General features: G+C 66.5%; 20 protein-coding genes. 4 read left to right on the forward strand and 16 right to left on the reverse strand.

All coding sequences use genetic code 11. The features are described 5' to 3' along the window. Positions 1 to 4: 4 nt before the first annotated feature. The 16 genes from ADE01S_RS26325 to rpsB all read right to left on the reverse strand — a co-directional run bounded on the left by ADE01S_RS26325 (position 5) and on the right by rpsB (position 15,682). Positions 5 to 787 (reverse strand): TrmH family RNA methyltransferase, encoded by a 783-nt coding sequence (locus ADE01S_RS26325; protein WP_062684724.1) that lies wholly within the window; start codon positions 785 to 787, stop codon positions 5 to 7. Then, positions 784 to 1,386 carry a ribonuclease HII gene (gene rnhB, locus ADE01S_RS26330; RefSeq protein ID WP_062684725.1) on the reverse strand — a complete coding sequence of 201 codons (603 nt, stop codon included), beginning with the start codon at positions 1,384 to 1,386 and terminating at the stop codon, positions 784 to 786. Before rnhB ends, ADE01S_RS26325 begins: the two co-directional genes overlap by 4 nt. Beyond that, complete coding sequence (lpxB, locus tag ADE01S_RS26335; protein ID WP_062684726.1) at positions 1,373 to 2,569, reverse strand: lipid-A-disaccharide synthase; 1,197 nt, start codon at positions 2,567 to 2,569, stop codon at positions 1,373 to 1,375. Before lpxB ends, rnhB begins: the two co-directional genes overlap by 14 nt. After that, positions 2,566 to 3,360: an acyl-ACP--UDP-N-acetylglucosamine O-acyltransferase gene (gene lpxA, locus ADE01S_RS26340; protein ID WP_062684727.1), complete on the reverse strand. Its 795-nt coding sequence runs from the start codon at positions 3,358 to 3,360 to the stop codon at positions 2,566 to 2,568. Before lpxA ends, lpxB begins: the two co-directional genes overlap by 4 nt. Beyond that, positions 3,361 to 3,816 (reverse strand): 3-hydroxyacyl-ACP dehydratase FabZ, encoded by a 456-nt coding sequence (fabZ, locus tag ADE01S_RS26345; protein WP_008167730.1) that lies wholly within the window; start codon positions 3,814 to 3,816, stop codon positions 3,361 to 3,363. Positions 3,817 to 3,883: 67 nt separating this feature from the next. Further along, positions 3,884 to 4,978, reverse strand: a complete 1,095-nt coding sequence (gene lpxD, locus ADE01S_RS26350; protein ID WP_062684728.1) for a UDP-3-O-(3-hydroxymyristoyl)glucosamine N-acyltransferase — start codon at positions 4,976 to 4,978, stop codon at positions 3,884 to 3,886. 17 nt (positions 4,979 to 4,995) lie between these two features. Further along, positions 4,996 to 5,556 (reverse strand): OmpH/Skp family outer membrane protein, encoded by a 561-nt coding sequence (locus ADE01S_RS26355; RefSeq protein ID WP_062684729.1) that lies wholly within the window; start codon positions 5,554 to 5,556, stop codon positions 4,996 to 4,998. Between the two features lie 107 nt (positions 5,557 to 5,663). Beyond that, positions 5,664 to 8,000 carry an outer membrane protein assembly factor BamA gene (gene bamA / locus ADE01S_RS26360; protein WP_062684730.1) on the reverse strand — a complete coding sequence of 779 codons (2,337 nt, stop codon included), beginning with the start codon at positions 7,998 to 8,000 and terminating at the stop codon, positions 5,664 to 5,666. A gap of 53 nt (positions 8,001 to 8,053) precedes the next feature. Next, on the reverse strand, positions 8,054 to 9,385 hold the full coding sequence (gene rseP / locus ADE01S_RS26365) for an RIP metalloprotease RseP (protein WP_062684731.1): 1,332 nt from the start codon (positions 9,383 to 9,385) through the stop codon (positions 8,054 to 8,056). Positions 9,386 to 9,439: 54 nt separating this feature from the next. Further along, a complete protein-coding gene (locus ADE01S_RS26370) occupies positions 9,440 to 10,639 on the reverse strand; it encodes a 1-deoxy-D-xylulose-5-phosphate reductoisomerase (protein ID WP_062684732.1) in 1,200 nt (399 codons plus the stop codon). After that, complete coding sequence (locus ADE01S_RS26375; protein WP_062684733.1) at positions 10,636 to 11,493, reverse strand: phosphatidate cytidylyltransferase; 858 nt, start codon at positions 11,491 to 11,493, stop codon at positions 10,636 to 10,638. Before ADE01S_RS26375 ends, ADE01S_RS26370 begins: the two co-directional genes overlap by 4 nt. Before the next feature lie 56 nt (positions 11,494 to 11,549). After that, complete coding sequence (uppS, locus tag ADE01S_RS26380; RefSeq protein WP_062684734.1) at positions 11,550 to 12,314, reverse strand: polyprenyl diphosphate synthase; 765 nt, start codon at positions 12,312 to 12,314, stop codon at positions 11,550 to 11,552. 171 nt (positions 12,315 to 12,485) lie between these two features. Continuing rightward, positions 12,486 to 13,046: a ribosome recycling factor gene (gene frr / locus ADE01S_RS26385; RefSeq protein ID WP_062684735.1), complete on the reverse strand. Its 561-nt coding sequence runs from the start codon at positions 13,044 to 13,046 to the stop codon at positions 12,486 to 12,488. 15 nt (positions 13,047 to 13,061) lie between these two features. Then, on the reverse strand, positions 13,062 to 13,778 hold the full coding sequence (gene pyrH / locus ADE01S_RS26390; RefSeq protein WP_043542852.1) for a UMP kinase: 717 nt from the start codon (positions 13,776 to 13,778) through the stop codon (positions 13,062 to 13,064). A 94-nt stretch (positions 13,779 to 13,872) separates the two neighbouring features. Continuing rightward, positions 13,873 to 14,751 (reverse strand): translation elongation factor Ts, encoded by an 879-nt coding sequence (gene tsf, locus ADE01S_RS26395; RefSeq protein ID WP_062684736.1) that lies wholly within the window; start codon positions 14,749 to 14,751, stop codon positions 13,873 to 13,875. Positions 14,752 to 14,932: 181 nt separating this feature from the next. Continuing rightward, positions 14,933 to 15,682, reverse strand: a complete 750-nt coding sequence (gene rpsB, locus ADE01S_RS26400; RefSeq protein ID WP_062684737.1) for a 30S ribosomal protein S2 — start codon at positions 15,680 to 15,682, stop codon at positions 14,933 to 14,935. A gap of 885 nt (positions 15,683 to 16,567) precedes the next feature. Here rpsB and map point away from each other — a divergent pair. The 4 genes from map (at position 16,568) to ADE01S_RS26420 (ending at position 21,357) form a co-directional block, all read left to right on the forward strand. Next, the gene (map, locus tag ADE01S_RS26405) at positions 16,568 to 17,389 is read left to right on the forward strand and encodes a type I methionyl aminopeptidase (protein WP_062684738.1); all 822 of its coding nucleotides are present in this window, start codon (positions 16,568 to 16,570) and stop codon (positions 17,387 to 17,389) included. Positions 17,390 to 17,408: 19 nt separating this feature from the next. Then, on the forward strand, positions 17,409 to 20,012 hold the full coding sequence (locus ADE01S_RS26410; protein WP_062684739.1) for a [protein-PII] uridylyltransferase: 2,604 nt from the start codon (positions 17,409 to 17,411) through the stop codon (positions 20,010 to 20,012). Between the two features lie 79 nt (positions 20,013 to 20,091). Continuing rightward, a complete protein-coding gene (locus ADE01S_RS26415; protein ID WP_062684740.1) occupies positions 20,092 to 20,805 on the forward strand; it encodes a MarC family protein in 714 nt (237 codons plus the stop codon). A 66-nt stretch (positions 20,806 to 20,871) separates the two neighbouring features. Continuing rightward, entirely contained in the window at positions 20,872 to 21,357 is a 486-nt protein-coding gene (locus ADE01S_RS26420) for a disulfide bond formation protein B (RefSeq protein WP_062684741.1), read from the forward strand. The last annotated feature ends 5 nt before the right edge of the window (positions 21,358 to 21,362 follow it).

The raw sequence follows: 21,362 nt of genomic DNA on the forward strand, positions 1-21,362 counted from the left end.
GCCTTCACGGCGCGTCCGCCCTCGCCTGGCGCCGTTGCTCGAACAGGCAGATCGCGGCGGCCGCGCCCACGTTCAGGGATTCCACGGCGCCGGCCTCGTGCGGGATCCGCACCTTCATGCCGGCCGCCAGCAAGGCTGGCGCCACCCCCTGGCCTTCGTGCCCGAAAACCCAGGCGCAGCGCGCGGGCAGGCGCGCTTCGTAGAGGTCCCGGGCCCCTTCCAGGGCGGTAGCCACCAGCGGCACCCTGAGGCGGGGCAGCAAGGCTTCCAGATCGACGTGTTCATGGATGGCCAGCGCGAAATGGGCGCCCTGGCCGCTGCGCAGCACCTTGGGCGACCAGGCCGCCGCGGTGCCGGTGGCCAGGAAGACGCGCTTCACGCCGGCCGCCGCGCAGGTGCGCAGCAGCGTGCCAACGTTGCCCGGATCCTGGATGCGGTCGAACAGCACGCAGTTCTCGTCCACCTCGCGGGGCAGGTCGATCGCCGGCGGCGTGACCAGGAAGGCCACGCCCTGCCCGCTTTCCACGCTGGCCAGCGACTGCATCAGGCGCGCGTCCAGGGCCAGGCTGCGCGCGTCGGGCACGGCCGCGGCCAGGGCGGCGATGTCGGGTTGCGACAGGCGTTCCACGTCGAACACCGCCTGGTCCGGGGCGCCATGATGCTGCAGCCATGCCTGGCACAGGTGCACGCCGTCCAGCAGCACGGGCGCGCCGCGCTTGCCCGCCGTGCCGGCCAGCTTGGCCAGCGCCTTGACGGCGGGATTGTCGCGGGAGCTGATGTGTTTCATGGCAGCAGGGTCTTGATGGGCGCGAAGCTGCGGCGATGCTCGACGCAAGGGCCGTGCTCGCGCAGCATCTGCAGGTGCAGCGCCGTGCCATAGCCCTTGTGCTGGTCGAAAGCGTATTGCGGGTACACGGCATGCAGCCGCAGCAGGTCCGCGTCGCGGGCGGTCTTGGCCAGGATGGAGGCCGCGGAGATCGCGGGCACCAGCGCATCGCCCTTGATGACGGTCTGGACCGCGCAGCCGAGCTTGGGCGCCTGGTTGCCGTCCACCAGCGCCAACTGCGGCAGGACGGAAAGGCCCTGCACCGCGCGGCGCATGGCCAGCATGGTGGCCCGCAGGATGTTCAGGCTGTCGATTTCGGCCACGCTGGCGCTGGCGATGAACCAGGCGAGCGCGCGCTCCTGGATCTCCAGCGCCAGGGCCTCGCGCGTGGCGGCCTTGAGCACCTTGGAGTCCGCCAGCCCACCGATGGGCCGGGCCGGATCCAGGATCACGGCGGCCGCGTAGACCGCGCCCGCGAGCGGGCCGCGGCCGGCCTCGTCGACGCCGGCGGTAATCAGGGGGGGCTGCTCGGGCGCGGCGAAAAGTTCAGGCTGCTCCACCCGCCACCTCCAGGATCGCCTGGGCCGCCAGCGCCGGCGTATCGCGCAGCAATTCCTGGTGCAAGGCGGTGAAGCGGGCCTCGACGCGCGCGGTCAGCGCTTCGTCGGTCAGCGCGGCCCAGGTGGCCTCGGCCAGTTTCTCGGGGGTGGCGTCGTCCTGCAGCAGTTCCGGCACGGCGAAATCGCGCAGCAGCACGTTCGGCAGGCCGACCCACGGCAGGTAGGGCCGCTGCTGGCCCGACTTCCAGGCCATGATGCGGCGCATCCAGGGCGAGAGCACGTAGGAAATCACCATGGGCCGCTTGTACAGCGCCGTTTCCAGCGTGGCCGTGCCGCTGGCCACCAGGACGGCCGTGGCCGCCTCCATGACGGACCAGGCCACCGGCGCCTGGCGCTCGCCGCCCTCGCCGTGCAGGTCCTGCGCGGTCACACAGCGCAGCCCGGGCACGGGGTGCTGCGCCAGGATGGCCTGGAACTCGGCGCGCCGCTGGTCGTTGACCATGGGCACCACGCATTGGAGCGCCGGATCCTTCTTCTGGAGCAATTGCGCGGCCTGCAGGAAGCGAGGCGCCAGCAGGCGGATCTCGGACGAACGGCTACCCGGCAGGATCGCCAGCACGCGCGCGTCCTGGTCGATGCCCAGGCGGGCGCGCGCGGCCGCGCGGTCCGGCTGCATCGGCACCGCCCCGGCCAGCGGATGGCCCACGTAGGTGACGGGGATGCCTTCCTTGCGGTAGATCTCTTCCTCGAACGGGAACAGCACCAGCATGTGCGACACCGATTCGCGGATCTTGTGGATGCGCTCGTAGCGCCAGGCCCAGATCGAGGGGCCGACGAAATGCACGGTGGGCGTGCCGGCCTGCCGCAGCTGGTGCTCCAGCCGCAGGTTGAAATCCGGCGCGTCGATGCCGACGAAGACCGCGGGCGGCTCGGCCAGCCAGCGGCGCTTGACGTCGCGGTAGGTGCCCAGCAAGCTGGGCAGCCGCTTGAGCGCGTCGACGTAGCCGAACACGGTCAGGGCATGCATGGGATGCCAGGCGTCGAACTCGCGGGCCTGCATTTGCGGCCCGCCTATGCCTTCGCAGCGGACGCCGGCGTCGCGCGCTTGCAGACCGGCAATGATGCGCCCGGCCAGCAGGTCGCCCGAGGGCTCGCCGGCCACCATGCCGATCCGCGTGCTCATGGACGGATGATGCCGCGGCTGGCGACGTCGAGGAAATCGAGCAAGGTCTGCAGGCGGTCGGCCACGGCCGGCTCCTCCTGCTGGCGGGCGCGCAGTTCGGCCCGCGCCTCGTCCAGCGACAATCCGCGGCGATAGATGATCTTGTAGGCGTCGCGCAGCGCCGAAATCTCGGCCGGTGTGAATCCGCGCCGCTTCAGGCCTTCGACGTTGACGCCGACCGGACGGCAGGGGTTGCCCGCGGCCAGCACGTACGGCGGCGAGTCCTGCATCAGCGAGCTGTTGCCGCCCGTCATGGAGTGCGCGCCGATGCGCGCGAACTGGTGCACGCCGGTCAGGCCGCCGACGATGGCCCAATCGCCAACGTGGACGTGGCCGCCCAGCTGCACGGAATTGGCCAGGATCGTGTTGCTGCCGATGTGGCAGTCATGGGCGACGTGCACGTACGCCATGATCCAGTTGTCGTCGCCCAGCGTGGTGACGCCGCCGTCCTGCACGGTGCCCGTGTTCAGCGTGACGAACTCGCGCACGGTGTTGCGGTCGCCGATTTCGAGGCGCGTGGCTTCACCCTTGTACTTCTTGTCCTGCGGCATGCCGCCGATCGAGCAGTAGCGGTAGAAGCGGTTGTCGCGCCCGATGGTCGTCACCCCGTCCACCATGCAGTACGGGCCGATCTCGGTGCCCGCGCCGATGGTCACATTGGGACCGATGGTCGCGAAGGCGCCGACGACCACGGACGGGTCGAGTCTTGCCGCCGGATCGACGACAGCGGTGGGGTGAATGTTTCCTGCCATTTACTCTTCCAGGCTGCGGATCGCGCACATCAGCTTGGCCGAGGCGACTTCCTGGCCGTCCACCGTCGCGCGCGCTTGGTACTTACAGATGCTGCGGCTCAGACGCTCGGCTTCGACTTCGATGCGCAGCTGGTCGCCCGGGACCACGGGGCGGCGGAAGCGCGCGCCGTCGATGCCGACCAGATAGTAGGCCGTCTTGGAACCCTCGCACTTCAGCCCGCCATTCTCGTCGGTGAACGAGAACAGGGCCGAGGCCTGCGCCATGGCTTCCACGATGAGCACGCCAGGCATCACCGGGTGATGCGGAAAGTGGCCGTTGAAAAACGGTTCGTTGATCGAGACGTTCTTGATGGCCACGATGGACTTGCCGGGCACCATTTCGACGACGCGGTCGATCAGCAGCATCGGATAACGATGCGGCAACCTCTCCATGATCCCCTTGATGTCGAGTTCCATTTTTCTATGCTTTCCTGCAAAGTGAAATAATTTCGCGGCGCGGACGCGCCGGGGCGGCAACCGCGCCCTACTCTTTTTCCAGCGTCCGCACGCGGCGGCGCAATTGCGCCAACTGCTGTATCACGGCGGCGTTGCGCTGCCATTCGCCATGCTCGGCATACGGGAACACGCCCGTATAGCGGCCTGGCTTCGAAATATTGGACGTCACCGCGGTGCCGCCGGAGATGTGCACGTCGTCGCCGAGCGTCAGGTGGCCCGACAGCATGGCGGCGCCGCCGATGGTGCAGCGTTCGCCGATGGTGGTCGAACCGGCCACGCCGACGCAGGCCGCCATCGCGGTGTGCGCGCCGATGCGGCAGTTGTGGCCCACCATGATCTGGTTGTCCAGCTTCACGCCGTCGGACACGATGGTGTCTTCGAGCGCGCCGCGGTCGATCGTGGTGTTCGCGCCGATCTCGACGTCGTCGCCGATGGTCACGCCGCCCAGCTGGGGAATCTTGCCCCAGGCGCCCTTGCCCAGCGAGGGATCCGGCGCGAAGCCGAAGCCGTCCGCGCCCAGCACGGCGCCGCTATGGATGATGGCGCGGGCGCCCACGGTGACGCCTTCGTACAGCGTGACGTGCGCGTGCAGGCGGCTGCCCGGCCCCACCGAGGAACCTGCGCCGATCACGCAACCCGGCCCGAGCACGGTGCCGCGGCCGATCCGGGCGCCGGACTCCACCACGCACTGCGGGCCGATGCGCACGCCCTCTTCGATCGTGGCGTCGTCGGCCACCACCGCGGACGGGTGCGTGCTGGCGGGCAGCTCGGGCCGCCGGGCGGCGTCGAACCACTGCGCCACGCGGGCGTAAAGCAGGTAGGGATGCTTACAGACGACCAGGGCGAACGGCGGCAGGTTGCCTTCGGCCTCCAGGGCCTCGGCCACGTCGTTCGAGACGATGACCGCCGCGGCCCGGGTGGCGCCAAGCTGGCTCTGATAGCGGGGATTGGCCAGGAACGCGATTTCCTGGGGCCCCGCCGATGACAGGGTTCCGATGCCGCAGACCCGCAGCGGGTCTGCGCCCGGCGCCGCGCTGATGCGCCAGTCCAATCCCTGGGTATTGGCGGCGCTCAACAGTGCTTCAAGCGTCGGCGCGCGGACAAGATCCAGTAAAACCGGCATGACGTGACGGGTGTTACTTACTTGCCCAGGCTCTGGATCACCTTGTCGGTGATGTCGATGCGCGGGTTGACCGTCACGGCGTCCTGAATGATCAGGTCGTAGCTTTCCTGTTCGGCGATGCGCTTGATGGCGTCGTTGGCCTTCGTCACGATGCCCGAGAACTCTTCGTTGCGGCGGCGGTTGAAGTCTTCCTGGAACTCGCGGCGCTTGCGCTGCAGGTCGGTATCCAGGTTGGACAGTTCACGCTGGCGCTTGACGCGGTCGGATTCCGACAGGACGGGCGCGTCCTTGTCGAACTTCTCGGCCTGCGAACGCAGGTTGTTGTTCAGGCGCTGGAGCTCGTCGTCGCGCTTCTTGAATTCGGCTTCGATCTTGCTTTGGGCAGCCTTGGCCGGACCCGACTCGCGCAGGATCCTCTCGGTATTCACGAAACCGATCTTGGTGCCTTGTGCTTGCGCGGGGATCGCGGCAGCCGAACCGAGAATGAGCGCACCCACCAGGGCAATGGAGCCGCCCAGCTTGCCGCGGCGCTTGGCACCCAGCGAATTCGATGTTTTAAGTGCGGAATCAGACATCATGAAAATCTCACCTTCCAGTAAGGCAAAGCCAAAGTGTGTATTGTGCCACTAAACAGCAAGGGAGCCGGCGCGCCGGTCTCCTCCCTTGTTTTCAAGCGTAACGGCGCTTAGAAACCGGTCCCGATCTGGAACTGGAAGCTTTGCTTGTCGTCGCCCGGCTTCGAATTGAGCGGACGGGCATAGGACAGTTGCAGCGGCCCCATCGGGGACTGCCACGACAGGCCGATACCGGCCGAGAAACGCCAGCCGCAAGGATCTTCCACTTCGCTGCCGGGCTTGCCGTTGGTGCAAGACAGGCCGCTGCCCGCCGACACCTGGCCGGCATCCGAGAAAATGAACCAGCGCAGCGTGCGATCCTTGGACGCGCCCGGGAACGGCAGGTACAGCTGGGCGTTCGCCACGATGCGGCGCGTGCCGCCCAGGTAGTCGCCCGTCTTGGAGTCGCGCGGGCCCAGCGACGAGCCCTCGTAGCCGCGCACGGTGCCGATACCGCCGGCGTACACGTTCTTGATGACGGGGTAATCCTTGCTGCCGTAGCTCTGGCCCCAATCGACCATGCCGTTCAAGGCCAGCGTATAGGAGCCGCCCAGCGGCACGTAATACTGCTGCTGGGCCGTCAGCATCGTGTATTGCAGATCGATGGTCGACAGATCGGCCTTCAGGCGCGTGTACCCGCCCTTGGTCGGAGCCAGGGCGCTGTCGCGCGTGTCCTTGGTCCAGCCGGTGGAGAAGATGACCGAGTTGGTCGAATCGCCGTAGTCATTGACGAACTTCTCGTATGCGGCCGGCGAGTTGCTGAACAGATCGATCTGGTTACGTTCATAGTTCGCGCCCAGCATGATCCGGTCGTATTCCGAGATCGGCACGCCGAAGTTCATGCCCAGGCCCATGGCCTTGACGCGGTAGTCGCCGTCGTTGTTGTTCCAGGGCTCGGTCACGCGGTAGTAGGCCGACGAGGTGCGGCTGATGCCGTCCTTGGTCCAGTACGGATCGGTGTGCGACAGCACGATCGCGCGGTTGGTCTTGCTGGTGTTCAGTTGCAGGGTCAGGTTGGTGCCGCTGCCGAACACGTTGTCTTCGCTGATACCCGCCGAAAGGATGGCCTTTTCGGACGAGCCGTAGCCCACGCCAAGGTTGATCATGCCGGTGGGCTTTTCCTTCACGTCCACGTTCACGTCGACCTGGTCGGGCGAGCCCGGGACCGGATCGGTCTTGACGTTGACGTCGCTGAAGTAGCCCAGGCGGTCGACGCGGTCGCGCGAGGTCTTGATGTCCTTGGCGTCGTACCAGGCGGCTTCCTGCTGGCGCATTTCGCGGCGCACCACTTCATCGCGGGTGCGGGTGTTGCCGCCGATCTGGATGCGGCGCACGTAGACGCGGCGGCTCGGATCGACGTAGAACGTCAGGTCCGCTTCGTGCTTGGCGCGGTCGAGTTGCGGGTTGGGGTTCACGTTGGCGAACGCGTAGCCCAGCTCGCCCAGGTAGTCGGTGATGGCCTTGGCCGAATCGTTGGCCTTGGCGGCCGAGAAGGTCTCGTCGGGCTTGACCTGCAGCAGCGCGTTGATTTCCTTGTCCAGGCCCAGCAGGTTGCCCGCCAGCTTCACGCTGCGCACCTTGTAGGGCTCGCCCTCGTGCACGGTGATGGTGATGCGGATGTCCTTGCGGTCCGGCGAAATCGTGACCTGCGGCGGCTCGACCGAAAATTCGAGATAGCCCTGGTCCAGGTAGTACGAGCGCAGGCGCTCCAGGTCGCCCTCAAGCTTTTCGCGCGAGTACTTGTCGGTGTCGGTGTACCAGGTCAGCCAACCCGGCGTGGTCAGCTGGAACACGTCCAGCAGATCGCTTTCGGAGAAGGCCTTGTTGCCGACGAATCGGATTTCCTGGATCCGCGCGACCGAGCCTTCGAACACGTCGAAGCTCACGCCCACGCGGTTGCGCGGCAGCGGGGTCACGGTGGAGGTCACTTCGACGCCGTACTTGCCCTTGGACAGGTACTGCTGCTTCAGTTCGTATTCGGCGCGTTCGAGCATCGAGCGGTCGAAGATGCGGCCTTCGGCGAAGCCCACCTGCGCCAGCGACGTGGTGATGGCCTTGGAGTCGAACTCGCGCATGCCGTTGAAGTTCACGGAAGCGATCGTCGGGCGCTCCTGCACGACCACGACCACGACGTTGTTGTCGGTCTGGATCTGCACGTCGGAGAAGAAGCCCGTGCCGTACAGGCGGCGGATGGCTTCCGTCGCCTCTTCTTCAGTGAACTTCTCGCCGACCTTGACGGGCAGATACCCGAAGACGGTGCCGGCGTCGGTTCGCTGGATCCCTTCTACGCGGATATCCCGCACGACAAAAGGGTCGAAGGCGTGGGCGATGGCCGGTAGCAGTAATGCGGCGGCGATCAGACCCGGCAGTACACCCTTTTTGTGATGAAACATCCGGCGAAAAGACATCCTTGAGTATCCTCGGTCGTGCAAATGGCGGGGGATTTTATGCTAAATCGCGCTTAAGTAAACAAACGCGTGAAATCGTTGAACAGCGCAAGCCCCATCAGGCCTGCCAATAAACCTATGCCGGCGCGCTGTCCGATATCGATCCACCTCGCTGGCGGCGGGCTACCCCGCACAATTTCGACGAGATAGTACAGCAGATGGCCGCCATCCAGCATAGGAATGGGCAGCAAATTTAGAACACCCAGACTGATGCTGATCAAGGCGATATACGCGATGTACGCAACAATTCCGATTCTGGCGGTCTGTCCGGCGTAGTCGGCGATGGTCACGGGGCCGCTGACATTGCGCCAGGACACGTCGCCCGTCACCATGCGGCCCATCATGCGCAGCGAGAACCAGGCGGTGTCCCAGGTGCGGACGGCGCCGCGCCACAGGCTTTCGAACACCCCGTAGCGAACCGTCACCATGGGGACGTCGCCGCCCAACTGGACGCCCAGGCGGCCGATCTGCTGGCCGTTGACCAGTTCGGCGCGCGGGGTGACGTTCAGGGAAACCGGCGCCCCGTCGCGGGACAAGGTCAGCGCCAGGGTCTTGCCGGCGCTTTCCTGGATCTGCTTGACCAGCGCGCCGGTATCCGGGGTGGGCTGGCCGTTCACGGCCACGATCAGGTCGCCGGGGCGCAGGCCGGCGGCCTGCCCTTCCCCGCCGTCGTTCACGACCCGCACGGCGGGCCGGGGCTGGGCCAGGCGGATGCCGGCCGCGACCAGCGGGTCTCCGCCGGCCGGGTCCATGGTATTGGAGGGAAGCACCAGTTCGCGCCGATGCACGGCGCCGCCGGAGGTGCGGACCTCGACCTGGGCGTTGCCGCCCGTGGCCATCACGTCCATCAGACGCCAGCGCGCGTCGGACCAGGAAGCGACTTCCTCGCCGTCGATGGCCAGGATGCGGTCGCCCGATAGCAGGCCGGCGAGCGCGGCGGGCGTCTCGGCGGCGGGCTGGGCGAGCACGGCCACCGGCTCTTCGGTGCCGGCCATATTCAGCCCGGCATAAAGGAAGACCGCGAGGATCAGGTTGAAGATGGGGCCGGCCGCGACGATGGCGATGCGCTGGCCCACCGGCTTGCCGTTGAACGCGCCCGCCGCTTCCGCGGGGCTGGCGCCGGCAGGCGCGTCGTCCTGCATTTTTACGTAGCCGCCCAGCGGCAAGGCGGAGACGGCCCATTCGGTGCCGTGCTTGTCGGTGCGGCGCAGGATGACCTTGCCGAACCCCACCGAGAAGCGCAGGACCCTGACGCCGCACAGCCGAGCCACCCAATAGTGCCCCAGCTCATGGAAGATGATCAGGGTGCCAAGCGCAACCGCAAAGGCCAGCAGGGTGAAAAGCATCAGTGTCGGAAGATCTAGGGAATCGGTGGCGGACAGCCGCGGCGACGGGCGCCGTCAGGCGAGGCCCAGGTTGCCCGCGTAGGCGCGCGCGGCGGCGTCAAGCGCAAGTACGTCGTCAAGACTGTTGAGCGTAACAGAAGCTTGCCGCGCCTGCCACTCCAGGGAGGCCTCGATCACCCTCGGAATCCAGGTATATGGCAGGCGGCCGCTCAGGAAAGCCTCGACGGCCACCTCGTTGGCGGCGTTCAGGGCCACGCAGGCGCCCTGCCCGGCTCGCAGGGCCGCGAACGACAGGGCCAGGCAAGGGAAACGGGCCAGATCGGGCTTCTCGAAGTCCAGCCGCCCCAGGCGCGTCAGGTCCAGCGAATTCACGCCGCTTTCCAACCGCTCGGGGAAACCCAGGCCGTAGGCGATCGGCGTGCGCATGTCGGGCTGGCCCAGCTGGGCGAGCACCGAGCCGTCGTTGTACTCCACCATGGAATGCACCACGCTCTGCGGGTGCACCACGACCTCGATGCGGTCGGCGGGCATGGCGAAGAGCCAATGCGCCTCGATCACCTCCAGGCCCTTGTTGAGCATGGTGGCGGAATCCACCGAGATCTTGCGGCCCATGCTCCAGTTGGGATGGGCGCAGGCCTGGGCCGGGGTCACGTCGTGCAGGTCTTCCAGGTCGCGGCCGCGGAACGGGCCGCCGGAAGCGGTCAGCAGCAGGCGCCGCACGCCAGGCGCGGGCGCATCCGGCGCCACCGCCTTGCCGCTCTGCGGCATGCATTGGAAGATCGCGTTATGTTCGCTGTCGATAGGCAGGAGTTCGGCGCCGTTGTCGCGTATAGCCCGCATGAAGAACGAGCCGGCCGCGACCAGCGCTTCCTTGTTGGCCAGCAGCACGCGCTTGCCGCTGCGGGCCGCCGCCAGGGCGGCCGGCAAGCCCGCCGCGCCCACAATGGCGGCCATGACCGAATCGCACCGGGAATCGGCCGCCGTATCGGCCAGCGCCTGCGCGCCCACCCGGATCTCCGGCATGGGCTGGGGGCCCGCCCAGGCCGCGGCGAATTTCCGGCGCGCGGCGTCGTCGGGCACCACCACGACGGCGGCGCGGCTGGCCAGGGCCTGCTCCGCCAGGCGCTCCATGCGGCTGTAGGCGGACAGGGCAAAAACCGCCAACCGATCAGGGTGGCGGGCAATCACATCCAGCGTGCTTTCACCGATCGAACCGGTCGATCCCAGCACCACGACGCGTTGAAAAGCCGTCAAAACAACACTCCAGACAAAAGTAGCGCGAACGGCGCGACGGGGAGGATCGCGTCGATGCGGTCATAGACGCCGCCATGGCCGGGCAGCAACGTGCTGGAATCCTTGCGGCCGGCGCGACGCTTGAGCAGCGATTCGAACAGGTCGCCCACGATGGACAGCACGCCCAGCAGCGCCGCGATGGGCAACGCCAGCCAGAACGTCCAGCGCTCGACCAGGGCGTGGCCGAACGTGCCGGCCCACAAACTGGACAGGCCGATCCAGACCACCGCGCCCAACACGCCGGCGATGGCGCCTTCTATCGTCTTTCCCGGGCTGACCCGCGGGGCCAGTTTACGCCTGCCGAACGCGCGGCCGGCAAAATACGCGGCGATATCGGCCACCCAGACGAGCGCCAGCAGCGACACGACGAAGCCGGCCCCATGCGCCACGAACATCTGCGCCAGCACGGCCCACGCGGCGAAGGCCGCGGGAATGGAAAACAGGGACCAGCCCAGGCTGGCCGGGGGTGCGTCGGAACGGCCGCGCACGACCGCCGCCACGCCGAAGAACAGCCAGACGGCGGCCACGGCGGGCACCAGGTAGCGCAGCACCCAGGCCGGATCGGCGACGCCGCCGCGGTCGCCGGCCAGCCAGGCGGAAGCCAGGGCCAGCATGCCGGCGAACAGCAGCGCGGCGACGCCGACGGAAATCAGGGGGGAAGGCGGTTGCGGCAGCGTCAGGCGCAGCCACTCCCAATTGGCGCAGGCGGCCGCCAGGGCCAGCAAGGCGACGAACCACCAGGGATTGGCGCTCATCATCGCGGCGGCCAGGACGGCCAACAGAATGACGGCGGTAACGATACGCTGGCCCAACATGTGACGGTCTCCTCGTGTACGGCTCTGGAAAGACGCGCTTGTCGCCGTCCGCTTGCTCAGCGCGCGCCGTCTTCGGTGAGTTGCGCGCTGGTGCGGCCGAAACGGCGCTCGCGGGTGCGGTACCAGTCGAAAGCGGCCTGGAGTTCGGCCGCGCCGAAATCCGGCCAGTAGCGGTCCGTGAAGTAGAACTCCGCGTAGGCCATCTGCCAGATCAGGAAATTGGAAATGCGCTGCTCGCCGCCCGTCCGGATGAACAGGTCGGGTTCCGGCGCCCAGGCCATGGACAGGTGCCGGGACAGGCGCTCTTCGTCCACCAGCTGCGGCTGCGTCGCCAGCGCGGGCTCGGCGGCCAGCATGGCGCGGGTGGCCTGCAGGATGTCCCAGCGCCCGCCGTAATTGGCGGCCACGGTCAGGTGCAGGCGGTCGTTGTGGGCGGTGCGTTGCTGGGCGGCGAAGATGAGTTCCTGCAGCCGGGGCTCGAACGCGCTCAGGTCGCCGATGACGTGCAGGCGCACGCCCTGCTCGTCGAGCTTGCCGACTTCGCGCTCCAGGGCCTGCACGAACAGGCGCATGAGCAACGACACTTCCTCGGCGGGACGGCGCCAGTTCTCGGAACTGAAGGCGAAGAGCGTCAGGTAGCGCACGCCGGCGCGGCCGCAGGCCTCGACCACGCGCCGCACCGCCTGCACGCCCTTGGCATGCCCCGCCGTGCGGGGCAACAGCCTCCGCGTCGCCCACCGGCCATTGCCATCCATGATGATGGCCACATGCTCGGGAACATCGCGAGTAGCGGGAACCGCCTGGGTCGAACTGGTTGCCATGGGTCTGGTGCTGCGCGCGGAAAAGCGGCGAAAAACGGGAATACGGGGAAAAGCCGGCGCCGTCGTTCCATCGCTACGAGATACTGCGAAACAATGGAAAGGACGGCGCGCAGGCAAGAAATTCCTGGCCCTGGACCCGACCGACTAGGCCGCGCCCGGGGCGTGCAGGAATTATACGGTCATGATTTCCGCTTCTTTCTGGGAAACCATCTTGTCGATGTCGGCCACGCTGCGATCGGTCAACTTCTGGACTTCGTCCTGCGAACGGCGTTCGTCGTCTTCGGAGATTTCCTTATCCTTGACCAGGCGCTTGAGCGCTTCGTTGGCTTCGCGGCGCAGGTTGCGCACGGCCACCTTGGCGTCTTCGCCTTCGCTGCGGACCACCTTGGTCAGGTCGCGGCGACGCTCTTCGGTCAGGGCGGGCATGGGCACGCGGATGGTGTCGCCCATCGAGATGGGGTTCAGGCCCAGGTCCGATTCGCGGATGGCCTTTTCGATCGGGCCGGCCATTTGCTTCTCGTAAGGCTGCACGCTGATGGTACGGGCGTCCACGAGGTTCACGTTGCCGACCTGGCTGATCGGCACGGGCGAACCGTAGTACTCGACCTGAACGTGGTCCAGGATGCCGGTATGGGCGCGGCCCGTACGGATCTTGGCCAGGTTGGTCTTGAGCGTGTCAAGCGACTTGGCCATCCTGGCTTCGGCGGATTTGCGGATTTCTGCGGCGCTCATGGAATTTCCTTTTCTTTAAACGTGTACCAAGGTGCCTTCGTCTTCGCCGCTGACCACCCGTTTCAGGGCGCCGGACTTATTGATCGAAAACACTTTGATCGGCAGTTTCTGGTCACGGCACAGCGCGAACGCGGTGGCGTCCATGACTTCCAGACGGCGGACGATCGCTTCGTCGAAGCTGATGCGCGCATAACGCGTAGCGGTGGGATCCTTGTTGGGGTCCGCGCTATAGATGCCGTCCACCTTGGTGGCCTTCAACACGATCTCCGCGCCGATCTCGGCGCCACGCAGGGCGGCGGCGGTGTCGGTGGTGAAGAAGGGGTTGCCGGTGCCCGCCGCGAAGATGACGACCTTGCCCTCTTCGAGGTAGCGCAGGGCCTTCGGACGGATGTAGGGCTCGACGACCTGATCGATATTCAGGGCCGATTGTACGCGGGTGTCGATTCCCTTGTGCTTGAGCGCGTCCTGCAGCGCAAGCGCGTTCATGATGGTGGCCATCATGCCCATGTAGTCGGCCGTCGCGCGGTCCATGCCCTGCGCGCCCGGGGCGACGCCACGGAAGATGTTGCCACCGCCGATGACGATAGCCAGTTCCACGCCGGTGGCGGCAACTTCGGCGATCTCATCGGTCATGCGGACGATGGTGGAACGATTGATGCCGAAAGCATCTTCGCCCATCAGCGCCTCGCCGGAAAGCTTGAGAAGAACCCGTTTGTATGATCTGCTGCTCATAGGTGATATCCCGAGGAACAATCCGACGAAAGTGTAAGACAAGAAATAGGCCGGCCTGATTTTAGTCAGTGCCGGCCTGTAAGCAAACTACCGTTTAGGCGCGGCCAGCGGCGGCGGCGGCAACCTCAGCGGCGAAATCGCTGGTCTTCTTCTCGATACCTTCGCCGACGACGAACAGCACGAACTTGGTGATCGAAGCGCCCTTGGCCTTCAGCATCTGCTCGACCGTGGACTTGTCGTCCTTGACGAACGGCTGCGACAGCAGGGTGACTTCCTTCAGGAACTTCGCGACCGAACCTTCGACCATCTTGGCGACGATTTCAGCCGGCTTGCCCGATTCGGCGGCCTTCTGCTCGGCGACCGAGCGCTCGGCGGCGATGTCGGCGGGGTTCACGCCGTCGGCGTTCAGGGCCTTCGGCTTCGTCGCGGCGATGTGCATCGCCAGGTCCTTGCCCACTTCCTCGGCGCCCGAGTACTCGACCAGCACGCCGATGCGGCCGCCGTGCACGTAGCTGGCCAGCGCGTTGGGGGTCTCGATGCGCTCGAAGCGGCGGATCGCCATGTTTTCGCCGATCTTGCCGATCAGGGCGGTACGGGTGGATTCAACCGTGCCGTCGCCGTAGGGCAGCGCCGACAGAGCGGCCACGTCGGCCGGGTTCTGCGTGGCAACCAGTTCGGCCAGCTTGTTCACGAAAGCCACGAAGTCGTCGTTCTTGGCGACGAAGTCGGTTTCGCAATTGATTTCGATGACGGCGCCTTGCTTGGCGTCGGCGGAGATGAACAGACCGATCAGGCCTTCGGCGGTGACGCGGGCGGCAGCCTTGCTGGCCTTGTTGCCCAGCTTGACGCGCAGGATTTCCTCGGCGCGGACCAGATCGCCTTCGGCTTCCGTCAAGGCCTTCTTGCACTCCATCATGGGCGCGTCGGTCTTTTCGCGCAGTTCCTTGACCAGGGCAGCGGTAATTTCAGCCATGTTTGCTCCAATTTTGCTAGAGACATGCCCCGGCGGGCCGGGACAGTGGTGTGATTCGATGGGACATCCGCCTATCGCGGATCGGGAAGATGGGAGCCCACCTTCGCTGTGCCGGCGAGGCGGGAGCGGACCGGAATTCCGAGCCGCTCCCAGACGCTAACCGCCGGACATGACAACAGGCTTAGGCCTGGTTGTCCTGCACTTCGACGAACTCTTCCTGACCTTCGCCCAGCTCTTCGACCAGACCGTTCAGGTTCTGCTCGCGGCCTTCCAGCACGGCGTCGGCGATGCCCTTGGCGTACAGGGCGATGGCCTTGGCCGAGTCGTCGTTGCCGGGGATGACGTAGTCGATGCCGTCGGGCGAGTGGTTGGTGTCAACCACGGCCACGACCGGGATGCCCAGCGTCTTGGCTTCGGCGATGGCGATCTTGTGGTAGCCGACGTCGATCACGAACATGGCATCGGGCAGGCCGTTCATGTCCTTGATGCCGCCGATCGACTTGTTCAGCTTGTCCAGTTCGCGTTGGAACAGCAGGCCTTCCTTCTTGATCATGCGCTCGGCGCCGCCTTCGGCGACCACGGCTTCCATGTCCTTCAGGCGCTTGACCGAGGTCTTGACCGTCTTGAAGTTGGTCAGCATGCCGCCGAGCCAGCGGGCGTCGACGAAGGGCATGCCGCAACGGGCGGCTTCGGCGGCGACCAGCTCGCGCGCAGCGCGCTTGGTGCCGACGAACAGGATGTTGCCGCCGCGAGCAGCCAGCTGCTTCACGAACTTGGTGGCTTCCTGGTACTTATCAACCGTCTTTTCGAGGTTGATGATGTGAATCTTGTTGCGATGGCCGAAGATATAGGGGGCCATCTTGGGGTTCCAGTAACGGGTCTGGTGACCGAAGTGGACACCCGCTTCCAGCATTTCGCGCATCAAAGACATAACTTTCTCCAAGGGTTGATTTCTTGCGCCGCACCTGCATCAGCCTCTGGCTGACACCCTGGGTGGTGTTGCGCGCGATTTCCCGCAAGTGCGGGATGACAAAATTCTAACCGGGCCGGCCGATCACTGCCGCAATAACTCCGACGCCTTCGGACGGATTCGTCCTGGACGCCTCTCTTTACTACGCTGCCGCGATAAACCCAGACGGCCGCCACGACGAAAAGCCCAACGCCGCACGCTTGCTACGCGTCTCCCGACCCGCCAGGAGTTTCCTGGAAGTTTCTTCGAGACGCACCCGGACCTGTTTTGTTGGCGGCGAAATCCAGCTCTGGAAAATCCAGCTCTTCGCGTTCGGGCACGGGACCGAAATCCAGCCCCACTCGACCGCGCATCAGACCATCGGGGCATTTCTTAAGAAAACACGAGTGTTTTCAAGAACTTAATCCGACATCCATACCGAGCGCAGATCCTGAACCTGCATCGCCGCTCAAAAACATGACCAGGCTTGCAAGCACGCCGCGCCCCGGTTCGTGCCAGCCATGGAACCGCCGCCGCCCGTGCCCTACCGGCCTGCACCCGCTGCGCGCTTCCCGCCCCCGGCACCCGCGGCCTGCCCGATTTCGCTCCACAACCTTCGCTTGCGGTGAAACTTCGGGGCCTGCCGCCGATCCCAATGACTGGATCCGCACAACTGGAATACCTGCCGGGCTTGCAACAGACTGGCGCCAACGCCACCCGCCAGCACCCGCCGGGATCGGCTCTTGCCGTTACCCAGTAGTTGTACTGCTCACTACCTACTACTGCATCCCCAAAAATTTAGGGAAGCCTATAATTCTACTATTCTTTCAAGCAGACATTCAAGCGACAGATAGCTAAAGCCAATCCATGGGCACCATTACCAATCAGGCCGACCTGGCCAAGATGCGCGCGGCCTGCCAGGACGCCGCCAAAGTCCTCGATTTCATCACGCCTCACGTCAAGCCGGGCGTCACGACGGGGGAACTCGACCGCCTCTGTCTGGAATACCTGACCGACGAGCTGCGCGTGGAGTCCGCCACGGTGGGCTACGCCCCTCCCGGCTACCCGCCCTTCCCTGGCGCCATCTGCACCTCGGTGAATCACCAGGTCTGCCACGGCATTCCCGGCGACAAGGTGCTGAAAAATGGGGACTCATTGAATATCGACGTCACCATCATCAAGGACGGTTGGTTCGGCGACACCAGCCGCATGTACGCCGTGGGCGAGCAGTCGATCCTGTCGCGCCGCCTGACCGACATCACCTTCGAGTGCATGTGGAAAGGCATCCAGCAGGTGAAGAACGGCGCCACGCTGGGCGACGTCGGCAACGCGATCCAGAAACACGCCGAGGCCAACGGCTTTTCGGTGGTGCGCGAATTCTGCGGCCACGGCATCGGCCAGCGCTTCCATGAAGATCCCCAGGTGCTGCACTACGGCAAGCCGGGCACGGGCGTGAAGCTGACCACGGGCATGCTGTTCACCATCGAGCCGATGATCAACGCCGGCCGCCGCGAAATCCGGCAGTTGTCCGACGGCTGGACGGTGGTCACCCGCGACCACAGCCTGTCCGCCCAATGGGAGCATGCTGTCTGCGTGACCGACACCGGTTACGAAGTCCTGACCCTGTCGCCGGGCATGCCCCAGCCGCCCGCGTTCATCACCGAACCCATCGTCATCCCCGCCGTCTGACCCTCCGCCGACCGCCGCCATGACCGCCGAACACCTCAGCGCCCTGCGCGAACGCATCCAGGAATCCCGGCGAGCGGCGGTTGCCCAGTTCCGCGGACACGAACGGCCGGACACGCTGTTGTCCGAACTGCGCCGCATCGTGGACGCCGCGCTGCGCGACCTGGTCAAGCTCTGCCCCCTGCCCGCCGGCGCCACGCTGGCGGCCGTGGGAGGCTACGGCCGCGGCGAACTCTACCCCCATTCCGACGTCGACCTGCTGATCCTGCTTCCGAACGCCCCTACGCGCGAAGACGAGGCGGCCATCGAGAAACTGGTGGCATCGCTCTGGGACCTGGGGCTGGAACCCGGGCACAGCGTGCGCACCATCGAAGACTGCGAGCGCGAGGCCGACGCCGACATCACCGTGGAAACGGCCTTGCTGGAGTCCCGCTGGCTGGCGGGCAGCCGCACGCTGATGAAGAAATTCGAGGCCGCCACCCGCTCGCGGCTGGATCCGCGCGCCTTCTTCCGCGCCAAACGCGTCGAAATGCAGCAGCGCCATGCGCGCTACCACGACACGCCCTATGCCCTGGAGCCCAACTGCAAGGAATCGCCCGGCGGGCTGCGCGACCTGCAGGTCATCCTGTGGATGGCCCGCGCGGCGGGCTTCGGCGACAGTTGGCGTTCGGTGGCGCAGGCCGGGCTGCTGACCTCCTCGGAAGCGCGCGACCTGCGCCGCGCCGAACAGGCCTTCAAGCGGCTGCGCATCGAGCTGCACCTGCTGGCGAACCGCCGCGAGGACCGCGTCCTGTTCGATCTCCAGCCCGCGCTGGCCGAGGTCTACGGCATCCATGCCACCGCCACGCGGCGCGGCAGCGAACTGCTGATGCAGCGCTACTACTGGGCCGCGCGGCTGGTCACGCAGTTGAACGGCATCCTGGTGCAGAACATCGAGGAACGGCTGTTTCCGCGCCCCGACAGCGACGCCCACGACATCGACGACGATTTCCGCAACCTGCGCGACCGCCTGGACATCATTCGCGACGACGGCTTCGAGCGCAACCCCACCCTGCTGCTGCGCGCCTTCCTGGTCATGCAGCAGCACCCGGAACTGACCGGCATGTCGGCCCGCACGCTGCGAGCCATCTGGCATTCGCGGCATCGCATCGATGCGCAGTTCCGCCGCAATCCGGTCAACCGCAAGCTGTTCCTGCAGATCCTGCAGCAGCCGCGCGGCATCGTCCACGAACTGCGGCGCATGACCATGCTGAACATCCTGCCGCGCTACCTGCCGGTGTTCCGCCGCATCGTGGGCCAGATGCAGCACGACCTGTTCCATGCCTATACCGTGGACCAGCACACGCTGGCGGTGGTGCGCAACCTGCGCCGCTTCACCATGCCCGAGCACGCCCAGGAGTATCCGCTGGCCAGCCAGCTGATCGCCGGCCTGGACCGGCACTGGCTGCTGTACGTGGCGGCGCTGTTCCATGACATCGCCAAGGGCCGCGGCGGCGACCACTCCGAGCTGGGCGCCCGCGAAGTCCGCAAGTTCGCCCAGGACCACGGCATGGAACCCGAGGATACGGCCCTGGTCGAGTTCCTGGTTCGCCAGCATCTGCTGATGTCCGCCGTGGCGCAGAAGCGCGACCTCTCCGACCCGGCCGTGGTGCAGGACTTCGCGGCCACCGTGAAAGACGAGCGCCACCTCACCGCCCTGTACCTGCTGACGGTGGCCGACATCCGCGGCACCAGCCCCAAGGTCTGGAACGCCTGGAAGGGCAAGCTGCTCGAAGACCTGTACAAGCTCACCCTGGCCGCGCTGGGCGGCGCGCATGCCGACGCGCACACCGTGCTGACCGAACGCAAGGAGGAAGCCGCGCGCCTGACCCGCCTGGCGGGGTTGCGCGACGACGCCCGCGAGGCGTTCTGGAACCAGCTGGACGTGGCCTATTTCCTGCGCCACGACGCCTCGGACATCGCCTGGCACACGCGCCACCTGTACCACCAGGTCGCGCCGGCGCAGGCGGTGGTCAAGGCCCGCCCCACCGAGCACGGCGAAGGCCTGCAGATCATGGTGTACACCCGCGACGCGCCCGACCTGTTCGTGGCCATCTGCGGCTACTTCGACGCCAAGTGCCTGTCCATCCAGGACGCCCGCATCCACACTACCCGCCACGGCTGGGCGCTGGACAGCTTCATCGTGCTGCTGCCGGAAGGCGCCAGCGACCTCCGCGCCCAGGCCACGCTGGTCGAGCACGAACTGGCCGAGCGGCTGAAGGATCCGCAGGCCGCGGCGCAACCCCAGCCCGCCCGCGGCTATTACGGCCGCGGCCGCCAGTCCCGCGTGTCGCGGGTGTTCCCCATCATGCCGCAGGCGGAACTGCAGCCCGACGAGCGCAGCACGTCCTGGCGCCTGTCCGTCACCGCCACCGACCGACCCGGCCTGCTGCACGCCCTGGCGCGCGTGTTCGCCCGGCACGAGGTGAACCTGGTGATGGCCAAGATCATGACGCTGGGCGACCGGGTGGAAGACGTGTTCATCGTGGACGGCTCGGCGCTGGCCCGGCCGCGCAGCCAGATGCAATTCGAACGCGACGTCCTGGACGCCCTGGCGGGCGAGGAAGCCGGCCGCCGCGCCGCCTGAGCGCGGGCGGCTTTCCGCCATCGCCAGCGCCGCCCGGACGGCATACAATCCCGGTTTTCGGCCACGCGGCGTCCGTTCTATGCAGCTCAATGACTATCTGCGCGTTTTCGGGGGCAGCTTTTTCTTCGCGCTGGCCACCCTGCTGCCCTTTCTGAACCCGCCCGCGATCGCGCCGATCTTCCTGTCGCTGACCGAAGGCGCGTCGTCCTCGACGCGGATGGTGCTGGCCAAGCGCGTCGCCATCAACGTCTGCCTGATGCTGATCGTGGCCATGGTCGCCGGCAACGTGCTGCTCAGCTTCTTCGGCATTTCGCTGTCCATCGTGCGGGTCGGCGGCGGCATGCTGGTGATCGCCAGCGCCTGGCGGCTGGTGAATTCGCCCGACGCCGACACCGAGCGCGTCGCGCGCATGGCGGAATCCTTCACGCCCGAGATGGCGAAGGCCCGCGCCTTTTATCCCCTGACCTTCCCCATCAGCTGCGGCCCCGGCTCCATCGCCGCGGCCATCACGGTCGGCGTCTCGCTGCGCGACCAGAACCACGTGCTGAGCCTGGTGCGGCTGGGCGGCTCGATCCCGGGCATCATCGTCGTCTCCGCGACCCTCTACATCTGCCTGCGCTTCGCCGCCCAGATGCTGCACCGGCTGGGCGATAATGGCACCGCCGTATTCATGCGCCTGTCGGCCTTCATCATGCTGTGCCTGGGCGTGCAGATCTTCTGGGAAGGCTCGCGCGAACTGCTGCTGGGCGTCCTGCAGCAGGTCATGCAACCAATTCCGGTTCCCTCGGTCTAGGAGTTTCCTGGCCTGCCGCCGGGCCCGGCGCCCGGACCGGCTTTCCGCAACCCTACTCGCAGAACAATGACTTCACGCTCCGAACGCCTGCTCCGCCTGATCGCCCTTTTCTGCTTCGGCGCCGTCGGCATCGCCCTGATCTCCCAGCACGTCTTCGATATGCCGCCCTGCGCCTGGTGCGTCATGCAACGCCTGATCTACCTGGTGATCGGCGTCGTGGCCCTGGTGGGCGGATACGGCGGCGGCCGCGGCCTGACCCGCTTCTGCGGCGTCCTGGCCGCCCTGCTGTCGGTAGCCGGCGTGGTCGCCGCCTGGTATCAATACAGCGTGGCGGCCAAGATGCTGTCCTGCGACCAGACCTTCGCCGACCGCTTCATGACCGGCATCGGGCTGGACGGCGGCGTGCCGTGGCTCTTCGGCATCTACGCCACCTGCATGGATGCCATGGTGTCGGTGCTGGGCATCGAGTATGCCCTCTGGAGCCTGGCGCTTTTCGTCATCCTGTTCTTCATGGCGCTGCCCGTCGTCTTCAGGCGCGGCCAGGCGCGCTGAGCGCG

It is taken from the genome of Achromobacter denitrificans NBRC 15125 (assembly GCF_001571365.1).
GTDB classification, from domain to species: domain Bacteria; phylum Pseudomonadota; class Gammaproteobacteria; order Burkholderiales; family Burkholderiaceae_B; genus Achromobacter; species Achromobacter denitrificans.

Bases quoted from the DNA above. Each gene is read 5' to 3' on its own strand.
- lpxD (WP_062684728.1), bottom strand. From the start codon at position 4,978: ATGCCGGTTTTACTGGATCTTGTCCGCGCGCCGACGCTTGAAGCACTG.
- uppS (WP_062684734.1), bottom strand. From the start codon at position 12,314: ATGGCAACCAGTTCGACCCAGGCGGTTCCCGCTACTCGCGATGTTCCC.
- lpxB (WP_062684726.1), bottom strand. From the start codon at position 2,569: ATGAGCACGCGGATCGGCATGGTGGCCGGCGAGCCCTCGGGCGACCTG.
- ADE01S_RS26410 (WP_062684739.1), top strand. From the start codon at position 17,409: ATGACCGCCGAACACCTCAGCGCCCTGCGCGAACGCATCCAGGAATCC.
- bamA (WP_062684730.1), bottom strand. From the start codon at position 8,000: ATGTCTTTTCGCCGGATGTTTCATCACAAAAAGGGTGTACTGCCGGGT.
- ADE01S_RS26355 (WP_062684729.1), bottom strand. From the start codon at position 5,556: ATGATGTCTGATTCCGCACTTAAAACATCGAATTCGCTGGGTGCCAAG.
- frr (WP_062684735.1), bottom strand. From the start codon at position 13,046: ATGAGCGCCGCAGAAATCCGCAAATCCGCCGAAGCCAGGATGGCCAAG.
- map (WP_062684738.1), top strand. From the start codon at position 16,568: ATGGGCACCATTACCAATCAGGCCGACCTGGCCAAGATGCGCGCGGCC.
- rseP (WP_062684731.1), bottom strand. From the start codon at position 9,385: ATGCTTTTCACCCTGCTGGCCTTTGCGGTTGCGCTTGGCACCCTGATC.
- rpsB (WP_062684737.1), bottom strand. From the start codon at position 15,682: ATGTCTTTGATGCGCGAAATGCTGGAAGCGGGTGTCCACTTCGGTCAC.
- fabZ (WP_008167730.1), bottom strand. From the start codon at position 3,816: ATGGAACTCGACATCAAGGGGATCATGGAGAGGTTGCCGCATCGTTAT.
- ADE01S_RS26420 (WP_062684741.1), top strand. From the start codon at position 20,872: ATGACTTCACGCTCCGAACGCCTGCTCCGCCTGATCGCCCTTTTCTGC.
- lpxA (WP_062684727.1), bottom strand. From the start codon at position 3,360: ATGGCAGGAAACATTCACCCCACCGCTGTCGTCGATCCGGCGGCAAGA.
- tsf (WP_062684736.1), bottom strand. From the start codon at position 14,751: ATGGCTGAAATTACCGCTGCCCTGGTCAAGGAACTGCGCGAAAAGACC.
- ADE01S_RS26375 (WP_062684733.1), bottom strand. From the start codon at position 11,493: ATGTTGGGCCAGCGTATCGTTACCGCCGTCATTCTGTTGGCCGTCCTG.
- ADE01S_RS26415 (WP_062684740.1), top strand. From the start codon at position 20,092: ATGCAGCTCAATGACTATCTGCGCGTTTTCGGGGGCAGCTTTTTCTTC.
- pyrH (WP_043542852.1), bottom strand. From the start codon at position 13,778: ATGAGCAGCAGATCATACAAACGGGTTCTTCTCAAGCTTTCCGGCGAG.
- ADE01S_RS26325 (WP_062684724.1), bottom strand. From the start codon at position 787: ATGAAACACATCAGCTCCCGCGACAATCCCGCCGTCAAGGCGCTGGCC.